Below are 18,521 nucleotides of genomic sequence, written 5' to 3' on the forward strand. Positions count from 1 at the left end.
GCACCTCCCCTCTATTGTTTTTTCTTCCATTCATCCAATAGCTGAATGATGATGCCCTCTATTTCCTCACTGCTGTAATCCTCCGCAAAATATTCGCTGATTTTATCCGCTTTCAGTGTCACCTTGCGTTCTTTCGGCTTTTCCTCCGTCAGTATCAGGCGCACCATCGCAAGGGTAAGCTCCCCGGTCTTGCCATATTCCTTGATTTTTGCCGACTGTATCATGCTGATATTGCAGCTTTTTTCCTCTATGACAGCCTGTACCCATTGCTGCGCTTCCTCCGTCAGAAAAGAAATATCCACCCCCTGTGAAAAGCCGAGTTTTTTACTGTCTACCATAGCAAGAAGTTCTTCCGACAGCCGGGAAAGCCAGATATACCGCTGAACCTTTTTTGCATTTTCCCCGGCAGCTTCCCCGACTTCATCAAGGGTGTTTTTCCCTGACTTTTTTCCCTGATGCTTCATCGCTTCGTACTTCATCTTATAGGCTCTTGCCTTCTCGCTTGGTAAGATGTCCTCCCTCTGAATGTTGGAATCCACCATGATAATCGTCGCCTCATCATCGGTGTAATTACGGACAATCACAGGCATTTCCTTCTTTCCGGCAAGCTCTGAACCACGTTTCCGGCGGTGTCCGGCTATGATTTCATAGCCGCCGCCCTCCCTCGGTCTTGCAATGCCCGGAACAAGCACCCCGTACTGGCGGATACTCTCCGTTGTTTCCTCCATCTTCTCATCATCTTCCACCCGGAAAGGGTGGTCTTTGAACGTATGCAGGTCTGTAAGAGGTGCGTTGATAATCTGCTCTGCGGAGCTTTCCTGTTCCGCAGAACCGCCGAATAAATCCTCAAATTTATCTATCCTGACTTTTGATGCGCTTCCAGCTCTCTTATTACTGCCCATCTGCAAGCACCTCCTTTGTCAGAGAATCATAAGCCGCCGCTACTTTCCCTTTTGGATCATGCTTATAAATGCTGACGCCTTCCGCCGAAATCTCTGCCGCCCTTACCGAAATGGGGATAATATTTGTAAATATCCTTACGCTGCTTCCATAGGCATCCTTCAGCATGGAGCTGATGTCCTTTGCATAGTTCGTCCGGCTGTCCACCATTGTCAGCAATATGCCCTCAATCTCCAGTTTCGGGTTCATCTTCCGCTTTACCTTGCCAACCGTCTTAATGAGCTGCTGTAAGCCTTTGACGGGCAGATACGCCGCCTGTACGGGTATCAAAATGCTGTCGGCACAGGCAAGGGCATTTATGGTAATCATACCGAGCGAAGGCATACAGTCTATCAGGATATAATCGTAATTCTCCCTGACTATCTCTATGTATGACCTCAATATCATTTCCCGGCTCATAACATTCACAAGGGAAACTTCCAGACCGGACAATTCAATGTTCCCCGGCATAAGGTCTATCCCTTCCTCGTGGTGCAGGATACCTTCTGTCGGCTCTACTTCTTCATCATTGATTAAATCCCCCATAATGGTTGCAAGCGTGACTTCCAGAGTATCCGGCTCTGTATATCCTAAACTCGCTGTCAGACTGCCCTGTGCGTCCGCATCAATCAGCAGCACTTTTTTTCCCTGTTTTGCCAGTCCTATCCCTAAATTGCTTGTGGTGGTAGTCTTGCCGACACCGCCTTTTTGGTTTGCGATTGCGATTATTTTACACATGATTCCATTCTCCTTTGCTATCTACTGTTCTTCTTTTACATTGCTTTTCTTAACTTCCACATAAGCCCGGTAATATTTCTTTGTTCCCTTATTTGAGAATAAATCGGAAAACTCCGTCACCTCAATTTTGGGATTTCTCCGCAAAATCTTACCGAACCAGTTAATATCATTCTTTGTTCCCATTAGCCTGACTTTTAACATCAATCCTGTCCTCCAAACATGGCGTACAGACTGTGGTTATAGGTTGCGTATTCCGGATACCTGATCTGTATCGCCTGCCAAAAATAGGGTGCATAGGCACAGCAGAATAATTCCTCCACTGTATAAAGTTTGCACTCGTCTACCTGTTCCTCCGCATCATCGTAATCAAGAACACTCGGCGTACCATTGCAATAAAGGTTGAACGCCATCCTAACTACTTTTACACTCCCGTTGGTCTGCCAGCCTTCATGCAGGCATTCCGTTTTTACACAGCCTGTCTTAAAATCATAAATGCTTTTAATGTTCCTTCTTGTGTCATTGCTGATACCAAGACAATATACAAGTGCTTTGTGGTACACGTCCTGATACCTAACCTCTTTCAATTTTTCATAGTAGAATTTCTCATGTGCATCACTGATAAAAATAATCTTTTTCGCTTTCTCTGCTCCTAACGCTGTACTACTCATTCTTTTTTCCTCCTGTTTTTAAATTGAAAAAGCACTCCATTATTGGAATGCCCTAATATAAAAAATAGGGACACTCTCATTCAAGTATCCCTATAATCTATCAATATATCTGATAGTCCACTATTCACTTTCATTGTCAGGATTTTTTGTGTTCCCCGTATCGAGGTCTAATGCCACAACTACGGTTACTTTCTTCACAAGTATCTTTTCCTTATGATTTTCACCGATTTTATTGAAACTGAAAAATGTCACAAAGTGCGTAAATTCAAGGATTTCTAGGTATCTTTCCTTTGTAGTCCTACCACAGCCTCCACATGCCCCGTATGTCCAAACTGATCAACAGCTCGTATCCTCTTCAACTCAAATCCATTGTCACATAGATATCTACAATCTCTAGCTAGCGTAGCTGGATCACAAGAAACATAGACAACTTTATTAGGATTCATCTTTACGATTGTCTCTAATAACGCTTCCTCACAGCCCTTACGTGGTGGATCAACTACGACTACATCCGCTGACATCTGACCTTCGCTCTCTTCATACTTCTCAGGCATTAGATATTCTGCTGCCCCTACGAAAAACTCTGCATTCTCTATATTGTTAATCTCCGCATTCTTCTTTGCATCTTCAATTGCCTGAGGAATGATTTCAACACCATAAACTTGCTTTGCTTTCTGTGCTAGGAATAGAGATATTGTACCTATTCCACAATATAGATCCCATACGATTTCATTACCAGACAAATCTGCATATTCAAGTGCTGTCTCATAGAGACGTTTTGTCTGCACTGGATTTACTTGATAGAAAGATAATGGTGATATCTGATACTTGATATCTCCAATGTAGTCAGTGATGTAACCTTGCCCCCACAATGTTTTAACTTTTTGTCCAAGAATAACATTGGATTTTTCCTTATTAACATTAATCGTAATACTTGTCATACCTTTCACTTGTGTTAGGCGATCCACTAGTTTTTCATGAGAAGGTAATTTACTACCATTAATTACGATACATACCATGATTTCGCCTGTAACGAATCCCACACGTGTTAAGATATGACGAACTAATCCTGTATGATTCTCTTCATCATAAGGTGGAATTTCTTCTTCCTTCATGAAGTCTTTCACAATATTCAAGAGTTCTTCATTTACCTCTGCTTGAATATAGCAGTGTGAAGTATCTATAATGGAATGTGTTCTACTTGCATAGAATCCAGTAACGATTTCACCTTCTTTATTCTTACCAACAGGAAATTGTGCTTTATTACGATAATAATAAGGATCTTCCATTCCGATAATTGGTTCCATCATTGTATCAATTTCATCTCCGAAGTGTCCAATTCTCTTAAAGCATTCCGTCACTTTGTTTTGTTTGTAAGCTAACTGAGCATCATAAGCATAATGTTGAATCTGACAACCTCCACATTGTCTAGCGATTGGACATCTTGGTTCAACGCGGTCCTTAGAAGGTTCAATAATATTTATTAATCTTGCGAATCCATAGTTCTTCTTAGTCTTCATAATCTTAACGAGTACTTTATCGCCAATTACTGCATCTTTAATAAATAATGCATATCCATCTATGTGTGCAATTCCTTCCCCCTCTGAACCAAGGGCATCGATTACTACTTCTAATTCATCATCCTTGTTGTATAGATGTGTTGCATTCAACTCATTATTTTTACTCATCTTACTTTTCCTTGTCATCTTAACCCTCTCTTTATCTCTAACAGCCTCTTAAGGCGATTTATCTAGCTACAGTCTTATCTCATTTCTTCGTAACTATACCACATTTATGGTTACACTTGTAGCAAATATAATCCAATAATTACCATTATTAACACGCAACAAGTGCTCTCACCTCTCTTTATTATAAAGCTTAGGTAATTGCGAGAATTTCGCAAACACCTATTATAGAGATGAGAGCACATTGCATACAATTCTATAACTATTATTTCTTTTCTACTATAACAGTTAGCTACTCCTCCAAATCTTCAAGCCCGAAGTTTGAGTTAACTACTTTTTATTATTTACTACTTCTTCTTATATTTGATTCAAAGAATTTATTATATCCTAACCACTCCGACTTATCATCTGCTCCATTAAGGATTTCAATCATTGTTTGTAGCTTCGCGTCCGTATTATCTGCATACGTAAGTGCCACAGCTTCTATTAAAGCCGGCTTCTTCGGCGAACCATATTCTAATTCTCCATGGTGAGATAAGATACAGTGCTTTAATTCATTCTCAAGACTCTTAGGGAAATTCGGTATAGTCCTAATTATAGCTCCAACTTTCTCTGTTCCAATATAGATATGTCCTAATAATTGTCCGTCATCTGTATAATCATTCTCAGGGAATGTTGAGATTTCATCTAATTTACCAAGATCATGGAATAATGCTGCACTTATTAACAAATCACGATTAATTAACGGATAATTAGCCGCCATGTATTCACATAGTTTCGTAACACCAAGTGTATGTTCTACTAATCCACCTACAAAACCGTGATGCACCGTCTTAGCTGCGGAATGGTATTTGAATGCTTTGATAAACTCTTTATCTTCAACAAAGAAGCTATTCACTAACTTGCTTAAATAAGGATTTGTCATCTTTGATATTATAGTAAGGATTTCATTATACATCTCATCTATATTCTTCGTTGTTGTTGGTACAAAATCACTTGGATCGTACTCGCCTTCTTGGCTTTTACGAACCCTCTTTATATTGAGCTGAAGAGTATTCTGAAAGCTTGTAATTTGTCCTTCAATATGAATGTAATCCATAGAATCAAAATTCTCTATACCATTGGATAATTCCCAAACTTTCGCGTCAAGTGTGCCTGTCTTATCTTGTAAAAGTAACGAGTAATAACTCTTTCCCGCTTTTGTTTTTAATGATTGTTTTGATTTACATAGATAAGTTTCTGATAACATCTCACCTTCACGTAACTCATTAATATATCTCATCTAACTACCTAGCCTCTCTAAATATAATATACTCTCGTATATTCTGTATTAAATTCATCTATTCTGCTATTATACCTTAATTCTTTTTCTTATGCAACTGCACACGGAATGTCATCTCTTTGTCTTCTTCTCCAGTCGTATTCGTTGTTCGTTTTACAACTATCGTAATTTCATCTCCTGGTTGATACGAAGAGATTATTGTATTAAGTTGTGCCATAGAGATAATTGTACTGTCATCAATCTTAAGTATGACATCACCTGTTTGTAACCCTGCTCCTAACGCGGGTGATTCTGTCTCAACTTCATTCACATATACACCATTATTGACATCAAGACTACGTGCACTTTCATCCGTCAAATCCGTTCCAGTGATTCCAAGGTACGTACGATCCCGACCAGAAACAAGATCGTCTATAATTGATTTAATTCTTGTAATTGATAGTACTGTATTAATATTCCCATTCAGATCATTCTTGAATTTGTGCGTGATAATTCCAATCACTTCACCACGTAAGTTTACGATAACTCCATCTCCATTCGAATTATCTGTAATATCCGTGTTGAATAGGTCGATTCTATTATCTGTGATAAACGCACTGGTTGTCTTTCCTGTAATAATACCATATTCCCTAGAATAAGGATAGCCGTTAGGGTTTCCAACAGCAATAATTGGATCACCCACAGAGGAGCTTATGGATTCCCCAAACGTTGCTACTTTAATTGTATGTTTTACCTTCTGGGATAGTTCAGACGTTTCAACTTTGATAATGGCTAAATCAAGCTTACTATCATAACTTGCTAATTTAGCTTCAACAACATTATCGGCATCGAATGTCACACTAATTCTATTCACTTCTTTAATTTTGCTATAACGTACTAAGATTGATAATGTTTTCATATCTGCGGATTCATGAATAATAATTCCCGACGTTATATCTGATCTTTCAGATGGATTTTGCAACCAATCTACACTGTTTACAATACTTGTCACAGCAACAACAAAACGATTCGATTCATCCGCAACCTTATCTATTTCCTTGTAGAGATTCTTGTAATCCTCTAGCGTAATATCCACTACATTTTCCATAACAATTGTGCTTGTTGCTTGTTCTCCCTTAAACTCTGGTATTATTGATGCGATTCTAATCGGATTCAGATGCTTTGTAAGACTTGATAGTCTTCCTTCTTCATCATCCTTAAGCACATTCTTAACATAAGGATAGGTAACACAAATAACAATACTACTTACAAGTCCAAATAGTATTGCTAACAATATTGTTTTCACTACACTTCCCATTACATTTTTCCAAGTCTTTTTGGGAATAATGTGTTCCTGAATGAAATTAAACTCCTTTTGTTCCACAATAGGGCTAATTCTTTTATCCTTTGGCATATTACTTCTCCTTAAACTCCCGTTAAAAGTAGCTAATTTATCAATTTAGTTCCAATTCAGCGACACTTGGTAGCCTTAATTAATTTAAACCATTTCTAATATTTTACCATTTTATCATTTACTTGTGAACACTCTATGAATAAAATGTTAATTGATTTTTTAACATTATAAGAATAACGCTATTTTAATAATTTAATAGTTTTCATTTCGTCCCACATCATGTAAAATATAACTAGTTCGTCGGCACGTATTAAACTCTTAGTCGAACTATCCTATACATACAGAATACCTGTGAGTTCTGTAAGGAATACTAATACTAACAACATAAGATTGAAAGAATATTTAGAGAGGAGCCATGCACTGCAATCTTTCAATCTGTTTACGGAAGCAGTAAGCAAGCATGCTTGCGAGATGCATGGATATAGTTTTGAATACCAAAGCGATAAAAACATTAGAATATAATAAAATTATTGATAAATTAATTCAGTATGCTGGTTCTACCCTTGGTAAGGAAAGATGTAGTAAACTGTTACCAATGAATAACTTAGAAGACATTACAAATGCACAGAAAGAAACTTCTGATGCACTAACAAGAATCCTACAAAAAGGAAGTATCTCTTTCTCGGGATTAAAGGATATTCGTGGCTCAATCAAGAGACTGGAAATCGGTTCTACTCTAGGAATGGGTGAACTCTTACAAATCAGCTCCGTTCTTGATGTCGCATTACGTGTGAAAGCTTTCTCTAGAAATGAAAGTGACGAAGTCGAGCCAGATACACTGGATATGCGCTTTTCCTTACTCGAACCACTCTCTCCGATCAACAATGAAATCAAGCGTTGTATCGTATCAGAAGAAGAGATGAGTGATGATGCTAGCTCAACGCTAAAACACATTCGACGTACTATCAAGAACACAAATGAAAAGATTCGTGAACAACTAAATTCCATCGTTAGTTCTCAAACTACGAAATCTATGTTACGTGAGAACATCATTACCATGCGTAATGGACGTTACTGTCTACCTGTTCGTTCCGAATACAAAGGTCAATTTCAGGGTATGGTTCATGACCAATCTTCAACTGGTTCTACCTTCTTCATCGAACCAATGGCAGTTGTTAAATTAAACAATGACTTAAGAGAGCTAGCGTCTCAGGAACAAGATGAGATTGAACGTATATTAGCAGAACTCAGTGCTACTATTGCCCTTGAAACAGAAAAACTTACTGATGATATTACTATTCTTACAGAGTTAGACTTTATCTTTGCTAAAGCGTATCTATCGAAACAATTGAAAGCCTCTGAGCCTATATTTAACACAAAAGGCTATGTGAATATTAAAAAGGGTCGTCATCCACTCATTGATCCAAAGCAAGTGGTTCCAATTGATATACACCTAGGAGATGAGTTCAATCTATTGATCGTAACAGGTCCAAATACTGGGGGTAAGACCGTTTCTCTTAAAACCGTAGGTCTATTCACTCTTATGGGGCAATCCGGTCTTCATATTCCAGCCTTTGATGGTTCCGAACTTGCTGTCTTTGAAGAGGTATATGCAGATATCGGTGATGAGCAAAGTATTGAACAAAGCCTAAGTACTTTCTCCTCTCATATGACGAATACCATTAATATCATTAAGAATGCTACGCCAAACAGTTTAGTATTATTCGATGAGTTAGGTGCTGGTACTGACCCTACTGAGGGTGCTGCACTTGCAATGTCTATCCTATCGTATCTTCATAACCAAGATATTCGTACTATGGCTACCACTCACTACAGTGAACTTAAGATCTTTGCCTTATCTACGCCAGGTGTTGAGAATGCTTGTTGTGAATTCAGCGTAGAAACCTTACGACCAACATACCGTTTATTAATAGGCGTTCCTGGTAAGAGTAATGCCTTTGCAATCTCCAGCAAACTTGGATTACCTGATTATATTATTGATGATGCGAAGAGCCGTATCGATAGCCAAGATAAGAGTTTTGAAGATGTGATTAGTGATTTAGAGCAAAGTCGAATCACAATTGAAAAAGAACGAGAAGAAATTGCTCTTCTCAAAGAAGAAGCCGCTGAATTAAAACTGAAATTATCCGAGAAACAAGAGAAACTCGATAATGCCAAAGAACGTATCCTTCGCGAAGCGAATGAAGAAGCACGTAATATTCTTGCCGATGCGAAAGAATTCGCTGATGAAACCATTAAGAAATATAACAAATGGACAAAAGAAAGCGGTCTTGGCAAAGCTATGGAAGACGAACGTGGTCTATTACGTAATAAACTGAATGCAGCCGAGTCAAAACTCGCTCTAAAGAATAAGGCAAAACCTTCTAAAGTACACAAAGCCAAAGATTTTCGTATTGGCGATGCCGTTAATGTCCTTAGCCTTGGACTGAAAGGAACCGTTAGTACTTTACCTAACGCCAAAGGCGATTTGTTCGTACAGATGGGTATCTTAAGGTCACAAGTTAATATCAAGGATCTCGAACTCATTGATGAGCCTGTAATCACAACACCTACTCTTAAGAAAACGGGTAGCGGTAAGATTAAGATGGCAAAGAGCTACAACATTAGTACTAGTGTGAATCTAATTGGTAAAACAGTAGATGAAGCATTACCAGAATTGGATAAATATCTTGATGATGCATACCTAGCTCATCTTCCTCAAGTAACGGTTATCCACGGTAGAGGAACCGGGGCACTTAAGAATGCCGTTCACCAACATTTGAAAAAATTAAAATACGTAGATTCCTATCGTTTAGGTACATTCGGTGAAGGTGATCAAGGTGTAACTATTGTAGAATTCAAGAAATAAATAGGGGGGAAATGTCATGGCAGAAAAACAAAAGATCTTAATAGTAGATGATGATGCCAATATTGCGGAGTTAATCTCACTATATTTGCTCAAAGAATGCTTTGATACACTAATTGTTAATGATGGGGAAGAGGCTATCGAGAAATTCCATTCGTATCAACCTGGACTTATTCTCCTAGATTTGATGCTTCCAGGTATCGATGGCTATGAAGTATGCCGTGAGATACGTAAGACCTCAAACGTCCCTATTATCATGTTATCTGCGAAAGGAGAAATCTTTGATAAAGTACTTGGTCTTGAATTAGGTGCTGATGACTATATGATCAAACCATTTGATTCAAAAGAGCTTGTTGCAAGGGTAAAGGCGGTTCTACGTCGTTTTCATCCAGTTGTTGCTACTGCACCACAAACTGTATCATCTGCTATCCCACCGACAGGTGATTATGTAGAGTATCCAGACCTACTTATTAATCTATCCAATTATTCTGTTACCTACTATAACAATACCATTGATATGCCTCCAAAAGAATTAGAACTTTTCTACTTCTTAGCTTCCCATCCAAATCAGGTATTTACTAGAGAACAGTTACTTGACCATATCTGGGGATATGAATACATCGGAGATACTCGTACTGTTGATGTGCATATTAAGCGACTTCGAGAGAAGATCAAAGATCATACAAGCTGGAGCCTTGCCACTGTCTGGGGTATTGGCTATAAATTCGAGGTGAAGAACTAATGAAGCGAACTTTGCTGTTTAAGCTATTAGTCTGCTATTTTGTAGTTGCGATTTCCATGTTCACACTTCTGAATACATATGGAGTTAATCGTCTAAAACAGAGTCTTGTAGAACGTCAGAAAACACTTCTTCACAACGAAGCTTCTACCATTGCATCTGAATATATGGGGAATTATTACTACAATTCTTCCCCACAACTAACGCAAACTGTATTAACACAGCTTAAAACGATTGATACTTTCTTGAATACTCGCATCTGGATTGTTAATAAGAATGGGACGATCACAATGGATACTCGCTCCACTTATTCGGATACACAAATCAATCTGAATGAACTAGATCCTAACTTCTTAACACGAACATTTTCAGATAATACGTATTTTTCAGGTATTTTAGCCGAACCGATGTTAAGTGTGGTGTACCCGATTTCTTATAAATACCAAATACGTGGTTATATTGTTATGCTTACTCCTTTATCCTCGATTAAGCATGACAGTATATACTATATGGATATCATCAATATATGCTTCTTGCTCTTCTTAATTTTGATGATTTTCGTATTCATGTACATCTATTACTTAACGGTACGACCATTAAAGAAAGTCATCAAAGCAGCCGTTGAGTATTCCTCTGGGCACTTTGATTATCCTCTTAATATTCAAACTACCGATGAATACAAAGAACTATCTGATGCTGTTACGTATATGGCTAGTGAGTTAAATAGTCTTGATGATTATCAGAAGAAATTCGTTGCAAACATCTCTCATGATTTTCGTTCTCCGTTAACCTCAATAAAAGGTTATATTGAAGCGATACAAGATGGAACAATTCCCACCGAGATGCAAGACAAATATCTAGGTATCGTTTTGTTTGAAACAGAGCGACTAACTAAGCTTACTACTAATCTCCTAGCACTTAATACCTTCGATAATAACGGAAAAATCTTAGAAATTACTTCCTTTGATATCAATCATATCATCAAACAAACAGCTGCTACCTTTGAAGGCATATGTACCAAGAAAAAGATTTCCTTCAAACTAGTGTTTTCCGATCGTGAAACATTCGTAGACGCTGACCTTGGTAAGATTCAACAAGTTCTCTACAACCTAATAGACAACGCAATTAAATTCTCTCACCAAAACTCTAACATTAAGGTTTCCTCAGAAGTAAAAGGTGATAAAGTATTCGTTGCGGTTAAAGATTATGGTATAGGAATTCCAAAGGATTCTATCAAAAAGATATGGGAGCGTTTTTATAAATTGGATACTTCAAGAGGTAAGGATAAGAAAGGCACTGGACTTGGACTTTCCATAACCAAAGAAATCATCAATGCTCATAATGAAAACATTAATGTAATCAGTACAGAGAATGTTGGTACGGAATTCATCTTCTCCTTGCCTAAGACAAAATAATAAAAATTAGTAATACAAACAAACGGTTACATCAATAAATGAATTATTAAGGTTTCAAATAAACAACATACAACCATCAAAAAAACAACCTCAAAAACCCAATTCCTATAGCGAATATTTCATATTTGCCACTGGAACACAACTTTTGAGGTTGTTTTTAATTACATTAGCTTATGTCTATTCTGCTTCGCTCCATGAGTGGTGATGAAGATGTCCTTCTAACTGCATGTGCGAAAAGTTATTCTGACGAACTGCTTCATACAATACAATTGCTACCGAATTCGAAAGATTAAGAGAGCGAATATCTCCAATCATCGGAATACGGATTGCTGTATCCTTATACTGCAATAGAATATCTTCAGGTATCCCTGCACTTTCCTTGCCAAACATAATAAAACAGTCTGGTTCATATTGTACTTCACTATATACATGTACTGCTTTCGTTGTAGCCATATAAATCTTCGCATCAGGATTTTTCTTCATGAAATCATCGAAATCATCATAAACCGTTACATCAAGATCTTTCCAATAATCCAGTCCTGCACGTTTTAATTGTTTCTCATCTAAACTAAACCCAAGTGGTCCAATAAGATGAAGTTTGGCTCCTGTAGCAACACAAGTTCTTCCTATATTACCTGTATTCGCAGGTATTTCCGGTTCATGTAATATAATATTAAACATTAAACAGTCTCCTTTTAGCTATTATTCAGCCACAAATATCTCGGGAGAATAGTAATTCTTTTATACAATACCGATATTTAATTCAATTACTTTATCATCATCATAGGATAATGGTACACAGATGGATTTGCTAACATTCATGAATGCCATTTTCCCTATACACAAAGAAGGTGGTGTAATGTCTATCGCTAAACCTTTTGTAGAAAATACAGTGGCAGCATTCCCTAAAATCATATTCCCAAGTTCACAAATAGCACTTCCAGAAAGCTCATCTATCTCTGAAACTGGCATCATTATCATCTTACTTGCTAAATCGCAGGCCGCCAATTGATTTAGTAAAATCACTACTTGTCCACGTAGTTGCCCTGTAATACCTAACATAATAATTACACTATCATTATCTATATTATCCCTAATATAGGGCTTACCAATCTTCGTATCAACAAAGCACATATCCTTTAATATTTTGGTAGCTGATAACAAAAATGGATTGACAAAATCTGCATTCAAATCACCCATATACATTCCTCCCAAGTTAGTACTTTAATATTATCATACTTAAGTTGCATAATTCAAGTATTATCAACAATATCAAAGAAAGAATTCTCAGATTCCTTACAAATATGACCAATTCGATATTAGATTCTATTTATTTAGTTTATGGTTATTTACAAAGTTTTCAATTCTCTCTAACGCCACTTTAAGGTTTTCAATGGAATAGGCGTAAGATATACGAAGAAAACCTTCCCCACATTCACCAAAAGCAGTACCTGGAACAACTGCAACTTTCTCTTCTCTCAATAATGTTTCAGCAAACTCTTCCGAAGTCATACCGAACTTTTTAATACTTGGGAACACATAAAAAGCGCCATATGGTTCAAAACAATCAAAGCCTATTCTTCTTAATTCATCAATCAAGAATCGTCTTCTTGCATCATATGCTTCTTTCATCAATAAAACATCATTATCTCCGTTACGTAATGCCTCAACTGCAGCATATTGACTAGTTGTAGGTGCACACATAATAGCAAACTGATGTATCTTAATCATCTGTTCCATAATAATTTCAGGCGCACATGCATAACCTAAACGCCATCCTGTCATTGCGTAAGACTTCGAAAAACCATTAATTAGTATAGTTCTTTCTTTCATTCCAGGAAGTGATGTTATAGACATATGTTGTCTTCCATAAGTAAGTTCTGAATAGATTTCATCAGACATAACATACAAATCATGCTCTCTCACGACCTCAGCGATATCCACCAAATCTTCATATTCCATAATTGCACCAGTTGGGTTATTAGGAAATGGTAGTATTAATACCTTAGTCTTATCAGTAATTGCATCTAATAATTCTTGCTTCGTTAACTTGAAGTTGTTCTCTTCTTTCAATTCTATAATTACAGGAACACCGTCAGCCAATTTAACACATGGTACATAGGATACATAGCAAGGTTGTGGAATTAGTACTTCATCCCCTGGATCTAACATTGCACGAAGACCTATATCAATTGCCTCACTACCACCAACGGTTACCATAACTTCTTTATTAAAATCATATTTAACACGACATTTACGATTTATGTAATTGCATATTTCAATTTTTAATTCTTTCAAACCAGCATTCGAAGTATAGAATGTTCTTCCCTTTTCTAGGGAATAGATTCCTTCTTCTCGAATATGCCATGGGGTATCAAAATCAGGTTCGCCAACTCCTAATGATATGGCATCTTTCATCTCACTTACAATATCGAAGAATTTACGAATGCCTGAAGGCTGAATATCAACAACTTTATTTGATAATGGATTTCTCATGGTGTCACCAACATCCTTTCGTCAACTTTCTTATTATCCAGTTCAATACCATGTTCTTTGTATTTTTTCAGAACAAAATGAGTTGCTGTACTAAGTACCGAGTCCATTGGCGCGAGTTTACTAGAGACAAAGTTAGCAACTTCTCTCATGCTTTTACCGTCAATGATTACCGTCAAATCAAATCCGCCAGACATTAGATATACAGATTCTACTTCTTCAAACTTATAGATTCGTTCTGCTATTTTATCAAAACCTTCACCTCTTTGTGGTGTAACTTTAACCTCAATTAAAGCTGTAACACGCTCATTATCTGCCTTATCCCAATTAATAAGTGTAGGATAACCACAAATAATAGATTCCTTCTCCATAGCTCGAAGTTCCGCTTCTACAATCTCCTCTGTCATGCCAAGCATACTAGCTAACTCTTTACTGGTAAGTTTACTGTTCTTATCAATCGCTTTTAAGATTTTTTGTCTCATAATAAACTCCTTTCATTCTTTCTTTTTTATAGTCAATTAAGAACTTTTTGTAAGGAAAAAGTTTTGCAATTGACTAATTTCCTACTTGCCCAACGCTTTATATAGTTGATCGGCTTTAGGTGGTTCCAAGTAACGTCTTTCATAATCATTAACTACTATTCTTTCATTATTATCCGTAATTCTTCCAACAATAGTTGCAGGGATACCCTCTCTTTCTAGGTGTGCAATCAATTCATTTGCACGCTCTGTTACAATTAAGAGACTACCACTTGAGATTAATAGATATGGATTAATATCAAAGAATTCACAGATTTCTACTGTTTCTTGTTTCATTGGGATTTTGGTTAGGTCAATTTCCATACCTACACCACCAGCTGCCCCAACTTCCCATAGAGCACCGAAGATACCACCCTCTGTCACATCATGCATCATAATAGCATTATGTTCTGAAGCAATTTTCGCTTCTTTTACAATTGATATATGTTTAATTAATTCACTAGCCCCATCAATAAACTCACTAGTATATCGTGTACATAATTCTTCTTTCTTTTCATTCGCTATGATTGCTGTTCCTTCTAAACCAGCCCATTTTGTCATAACGATTTCCTGTCCTTCTCTCATTCTTTGTGGATTTGCTAATTTTTCTTTCGCAATCTTACCTACTCCTGTAACCGTAACGATAATTTGATTTACCGCTGTAGATACTTCTGTATGTCCACCCATAACTTCTATATTCAACGAAGCACAACACGCCTCTATCTTTTGCATCATCAATCGTAGGTCAGATTCGCGACCTTTTTCAGGCATAATAATTGTTAACATAACCCCTATCATCTCAGCACCACTTACCGCGATATCATTCGCCGTAATATGGATTGCCAAGTCACCGATATTATTCGCCGTGCTTGTAATAGGGTCTGTTGATAGGACAATTGCTTCGCCCTCACCAACGGCTAAAGCAGCGCAATCAAGTCCAACACCTGGTCGTACTAATACCTCTTCTCTTCTGTGCCTAATTTGTTTAAATACCGATCTTTTCAATACGGTTTCTGGTATTTTTCCTACTTTCATCATTATCCATGCATATCACAAGCTTGCTTATGATACTGCTACATAAAACGGGTTGAAAGAAAGCAACGCATGGCTCCTTTCATAATATTAAAACTCTTCCAACCTTACACTAAAATATAAAGAGGCCCTTACACAAAATTTTCAAGTGATCACAACTTTAGAATCGTTTGATTTTCGAAAAACATTCGTGTAAAAGCCTCCATATCAAAGTCGATGGTTCTCTCGACTTAAACAAGCCTAGTTATTCCTCTCCGCTTACTTCTTCATCTTCCGTTTGTGAATTATTCTCCTCATTAGGAGTACCTTCTTCGCCTGTAACGTCATCTGTAGCAGGTTTATCTATCTCAGTCTTGTCTTTATCTTTGTCTTTATCTTTGTCTTTATCCTTATCTTTATCTTTATCTTTATCTGTATTCTTATCTTCTTCGTCCGTAGGTTCTTCTTCTTTTACTTCTTCCTTACCTTTTGTAACGTACCTTGGAGAAGCATTATAAGAACTTGAGTTAATTTGAATACGTTCTGTCTCTACACCATCTACATAAACTACTTTCCATAAACGCGCCTTATAACCAGTATGCGCTGGAGAAGTTACTTTATAATAAGAAGATGGTAATGACTCATCAATTGTTATTACATCTGCTGGTGGTTGCGTTGTTTCTAAAACTTCTGAGACATACTCAATTTTTCGATTTGAAGGTCTTGTCTCCTTACCATAGATTGTAAATGTAACATTTCTACCTACAAGATACCCTTCAATATAGATTGGTGCATCTGTACTATTCTTAAACTTAAGGTCTTTATAGGTTCCAGCTATTGCAGCATCTGCGGAAGGTTTTACATACGATACAATCATCGAATGTGGTGCTCTTTCCACAATTTCTAATTCTGATTTTAATACTGTATTATATAATGTTGAGGAAACTTGGCAAACACCACCGCCTTCACTTTCTACAACAAGACCGTTCTCATAGGCACCAGCCTTCATATATCCATTGGCAATTGTGATAGGCGCAATAGACTCATAAACAGAGAATGTTTCACCTGGATATACTACTGTTCCATTAACAAAGTTTGTCGCAACTGCAACATTATTAACACGAGCTTGTTTGGAATCTGAGAAGTTTGTTGTCGCTGTACCAAGAACATCTGTACATGCTCTTAAATCATCCGCTGTATATTCTGGAATATCCTCAATAACAGTAGCTGTAATCACAATATCTTGACCATCCCAGTCATTCATAATAGAATCGCTGATTGCTTGTACTGTCGCATCCACGTCTATTTTGCTTCCAACAACATGTTCTGTGAAAACAAATCCACCATTCTCGCGTTTCATAGTCGCGTTCTCAGCTGGAACATCGTACTTCGTACAATCTTCTATCACTAGATCGCGGACTTTTTTCTGATTCATAGTAAAATCTAAGTCAAAGATTTTATTTTCTTTTTCAACATCTTTAACTTCTTTGTATCTTTTAATAATGTTTCCTGATTTTCCAATCTTCATCGCCTCTGCTATTACATCATTCTCATTAACTTGGTATCCAAGTTCTTGAAGTGTACTAGACACAGACTCCTTATCTACTTGTATGGTAATTTTCTTCTTCGCCCTATCAGCGATATAATTATCGACTGCTTCTTGCGCTTGCTCCATTGTCATTCCGCCTACATCTACGGATTCAATGAATACTCCCTTACAGATGGTATTATCATCAATGGAAGCGGATATTGTTATATACGCCCCAGTTACTATAATTGCCACTAGAAGTACTGCGCTTACCACTATTAGGGTAATCTTTTTCTTATTCATTTACATTATCCCCTTTTATTTACGCTTCTAATAACCTAGGTTACATTTTAACATAATTCATAAATTTATCAAGTAATTATTCATAGCCTTATGTGGCCATTTTATACTCAATATTGCCTATTATTGATTAATTGACAACTTTATAATTATTATGTATAGTTAAATCAAAATAACCTGTATTCTACTAAACTATCGTACGAATGCGTCAAGTACTACTGGAACGATCATAGATAAAACTAAAATTATGATTATTACTGTTGAAATAGTTTTTTTTGTTTTTTTGTTATTAAAATTAATCATTTTATCACCTCTTTATTTATATTATTTATTAAATTATTTTATTTTTATCAGAAAGGTGCGTTACCACATGATCATGATTTTATCAATAATCTTTACCCTTGGCTTTATATCTATCTTGATTCGATCTTCGTCATCAAAAACAAACAAAAATAGAGAGACTGCTTCTAAAACCTTTTGGGATAGAGAACGAGAAGCTAATTTTGTTCGTAAAAAAGATATCTCTAATCTTCCTTATATCGTAATTCCTATGGAGTCTCTTCCCTTTCAAGACACCGATAATAGTGATATTAATCGGTATCAAGATACGATCAAAAGACTTGCAGATAGAAAATTGTTAAACCTTTCAAACCAAACAAACACCGACCTCAAATTAGCTTATGGTGCTGCAAACTTCCCATTCCTTATGGACTGCGATAACAGATATACTGAATTGATTAGAACTCTTCAACAATGGGGAAAAGCCTTATACAATTCAAGCAACCTCTCAGGTGCTAGCACCGTTTTAGAGTTCGCTATTGCTTGTAAAACAGACATTGCTGCTTCGTATACTTTACTTGGTGATATCTATTCATCATCAAATAGTACAGAACAGATTAAATCTTTATTAGAAGCTGCCAAACTTATGAATAGCCCAAATAAAAATACTGTAATCAGCTATCTTAAGAGTCTTCTTTGTGAATAGTATTGACCAAAACATTATTAT

At 36.8% G+C, this 18,521-nt stretch carries 17 protein-coding genes; 4 read left to right on the forward strand and 13 right to left on the reverse strand.

Going from position 1 to position 18,521, the window contains the following annotated elements; translation table 11 throughout:
- Nucleotides 1–11: 11 nt before the first annotated feature.
- The 7 genes from BUB90_RS03420 to BUB90_RS03450 form a co-directional block, all read right to left on the reverse strand.
- Complete coding sequence (locus tag BUB90_RS03420) at nt 12–902, reverse strand: ParB/RepB/Spo0J family partition protein (RefSeq protein WP_073282850.1); 891 nt, start codon at nt 900–902, stop codon at nt 12–14.
- On the reverse strand, nt 892–1,677 hold the full coding sequence (locus BUB90_RS03425) for a ParA family protein (protein ID WP_002584774.1): 786 nt from the start codon (nt 1,675–1,677) through the stop codon (nt 892–894). Before BUB90_RS03425 ends, BUB90_RS03420 begins: the two co-directional genes overlap by 11 nt.
- Nucleotides 1,678–1,698: 21 nt before the next feature.
- The gene (locus BUB90_RS03430) at nt 1,699–1,878 is read right to left on the reverse strand and encodes a hypothetical protein (RefSeq protein WP_073282853.1); all 180 of its coding nucleotides are present in this window, start codon (nt 1,876–1,878) and stop codon (nt 1,699–1,701) included.
- Nucleotides 1,878–2,345 (reverse strand): DUF6075 family protein, encoded by a 468-nt coding sequence (locus BUB90_RS03435; RefSeq protein ID WP_073282856.1) that lies wholly within the window; start codon nt 2,343–2,345, stop codon nt 1,878–1,880. The genes BUB90_RS03430 and BUB90_RS03435 overlap by 1 nt, the downstream gene beginning before the upstream one ends.
- Before the next feature lie 275 nt (nt 2,346–2,620).
- A complete protein-coding gene (gene rlmD, locus BUB90_RS03440; protein ID WP_073283749.1) occupies nt 2,621–4,033 on the reverse strand; it encodes a 23S rRNA (uracil(1939)-C(5))-methyltransferase RlmD in 1,413 nt (470 codons plus the stop codon).
- A gap of 337 nt (nt 4,034–4,370) precedes the next feature.
- Complete coding sequence (locus tag BUB90_RS03445) at nt 4,371–5,312, reverse strand: 3'-5' exoribonuclease YhaM family protein (RefSeq protein ID WP_073282859.1); 942 nt, start codon at nt 5,310–5,312, stop codon at nt 4,371–4,373.
- 76 nt (nt 5,313–5,388) lie between these two features.
- Nucleotides 5,389–6,705, reverse strand: coding sequence for a S1C family serine protease (locus BUB90_RS03450; protein ID WP_073282862.1), 1,317 nt, complete (start codon nt 6,703–6,705; stop codon nt 5,389–5,391).
- 427 nt (nt 6,706–7,132) lie between these two features.
- Here BUB90_RS03450 and BUB90_RS03455 point away from each other — a divergent pair, with 427 nt between their 5' ends.
- The 3 genes from BUB90_RS03455 to BUB90_RS03465 are packed head-to-tail and all read left to right on the forward strand — an operon-like array spanning nt 7,133 to nt 11,665.
- The gene (locus tag BUB90_RS03455; RefSeq protein ID WP_073283752.1) at nt 7,133–9,514 is read left to right on the forward strand and encodes an endonuclease MutS2; all 2,382 of its coding nucleotides are present in this window, start codon (nt 7,133–7,135) and stop codon (nt 9,512–9,514) included.
- A 16-nt stretch (nt 9,515–9,530) separates the two neighbouring features.
- Complete coding sequence (locus BUB90_RS03460) at nt 9,531–10,253, forward strand: response regulator transcription factor (RefSeq protein ID WP_073282866.1); 723 nt, start codon at nt 9,531–9,533, stop codon at nt 10,251–10,253.
- Complete coding sequence (locus tag BUB90_RS03465; protein ID WP_073282870.1) at nt 10,253–11,665, forward strand: sensor histidine kinase; 1,413 nt, start codon at nt 10,253–10,255, stop codon at nt 11,663–11,665. Before BUB90_RS03460 ends, BUB90_RS03465 begins: the two co-directional genes overlap by 1 nt.
- A gap of 177 nt (nt 11,666–11,842) precedes the next feature.
- Here BUB90_RS03465 and BUB90_RS03470 read toward each other — a convergent pair whose 3' ends face one another.
- The 6 genes from BUB90_RS03470 to BUB90_RS03495 all read right to left on the reverse strand — a co-directional run bounded on the left by BUB90_RS03470 (nt 11,843) and on the right by BUB90_RS03495 (nt 17,518).
- Nucleotides 11,843–12,346: a tRNA (cytidine(34)-2'-O)-methyltransferase gene (locus tag BUB90_RS03470; protein ID WP_073282873.1), complete on the reverse strand. Its 504-nt coding sequence runs from the start codon at nt 12,344–12,346 to the stop codon at nt 11,843–11,845.
- 60 nt (nt 12,347–12,406) lie between these two features.
- The gene (locus BUB90_RS03475) at nt 12,407–12,865 is read right to left on the reverse strand and encodes a chemotaxis protein CheX (protein WP_084139065.1); all 459 of its coding nucleotides are present in this window, start codon (nt 12,863–12,865) and stop codon (nt 12,407–12,409) included.
- Nucleotides 12,866–12,991: 126 nt separating this feature from the next.
- Nucleotides 12,992–14,161: an aminotransferase class I/II-fold pyridoxal phosphate-dependent enzyme gene (locus BUB90_RS03480; protein ID WP_073282876.1), complete on the reverse strand. Its 1,170-nt coding sequence runs from the start codon at nt 14,159–14,161 to the stop codon at nt 12,992–12,994.
- Nucleotides 14,158–14,640, reverse strand: a complete 483-nt coding sequence (locus tag BUB90_RS03485; RefSeq protein WP_073282879.1) for an Lrp/AsnC family transcriptional regulator — start codon at nt 14,638–14,640, stop codon at nt 14,158–14,160. Before BUB90_RS03485 ends, BUB90_RS03480 begins: the two co-directional genes overlap by 4 nt.
- An 81-nt stretch (nt 14,641–14,721) precedes the next feature.
- On the reverse strand, nt 14,722–15,711 hold the full coding sequence (locus tag BUB90_RS03490) for an AIR synthase family protein (protein WP_073283759.1): 990 nt from the start codon (nt 15,709–15,711) through the stop codon (nt 14,722–14,724).
- Between the two features lie 241 nt (nt 15,712–15,952).
- Nucleotides 15,953–17,518 (reverse strand): VanW family protein, encoded by a 1,566-nt coding sequence (locus BUB90_RS03495; RefSeq protein ID WP_073282882.1) that lies wholly within the window; start codon nt 17,516–17,518, stop codon nt 15,953–15,955.
- 367 nt (nt 17,519–17,885) lie between these two features.
- Here BUB90_RS03495 and BUB90_RS03500 point away from each other — a divergent pair, with 367 nt between their 5' ends.
- A complete protein-coding gene (locus BUB90_RS03500; RefSeq protein WP_073282885.1) occupies nt 17,886–18,500 on the forward strand; it encodes a hypothetical protein in 615 nt (204 codons plus the stop codon).
- Nucleotides 18,501–18,521 lie beyond the last annotated feature (21 nt).

Origin of the sequence: Anaerosporobacter mobilis DSM 15930 (genome assembly GCF_900142955.1) — a bacterium.
GTDB lineage: Bacteria > Bacillota > Clostridia > Lachnospirales > Lachnospiraceae > Anaerosporobacter > Anaerosporobacter mobilis.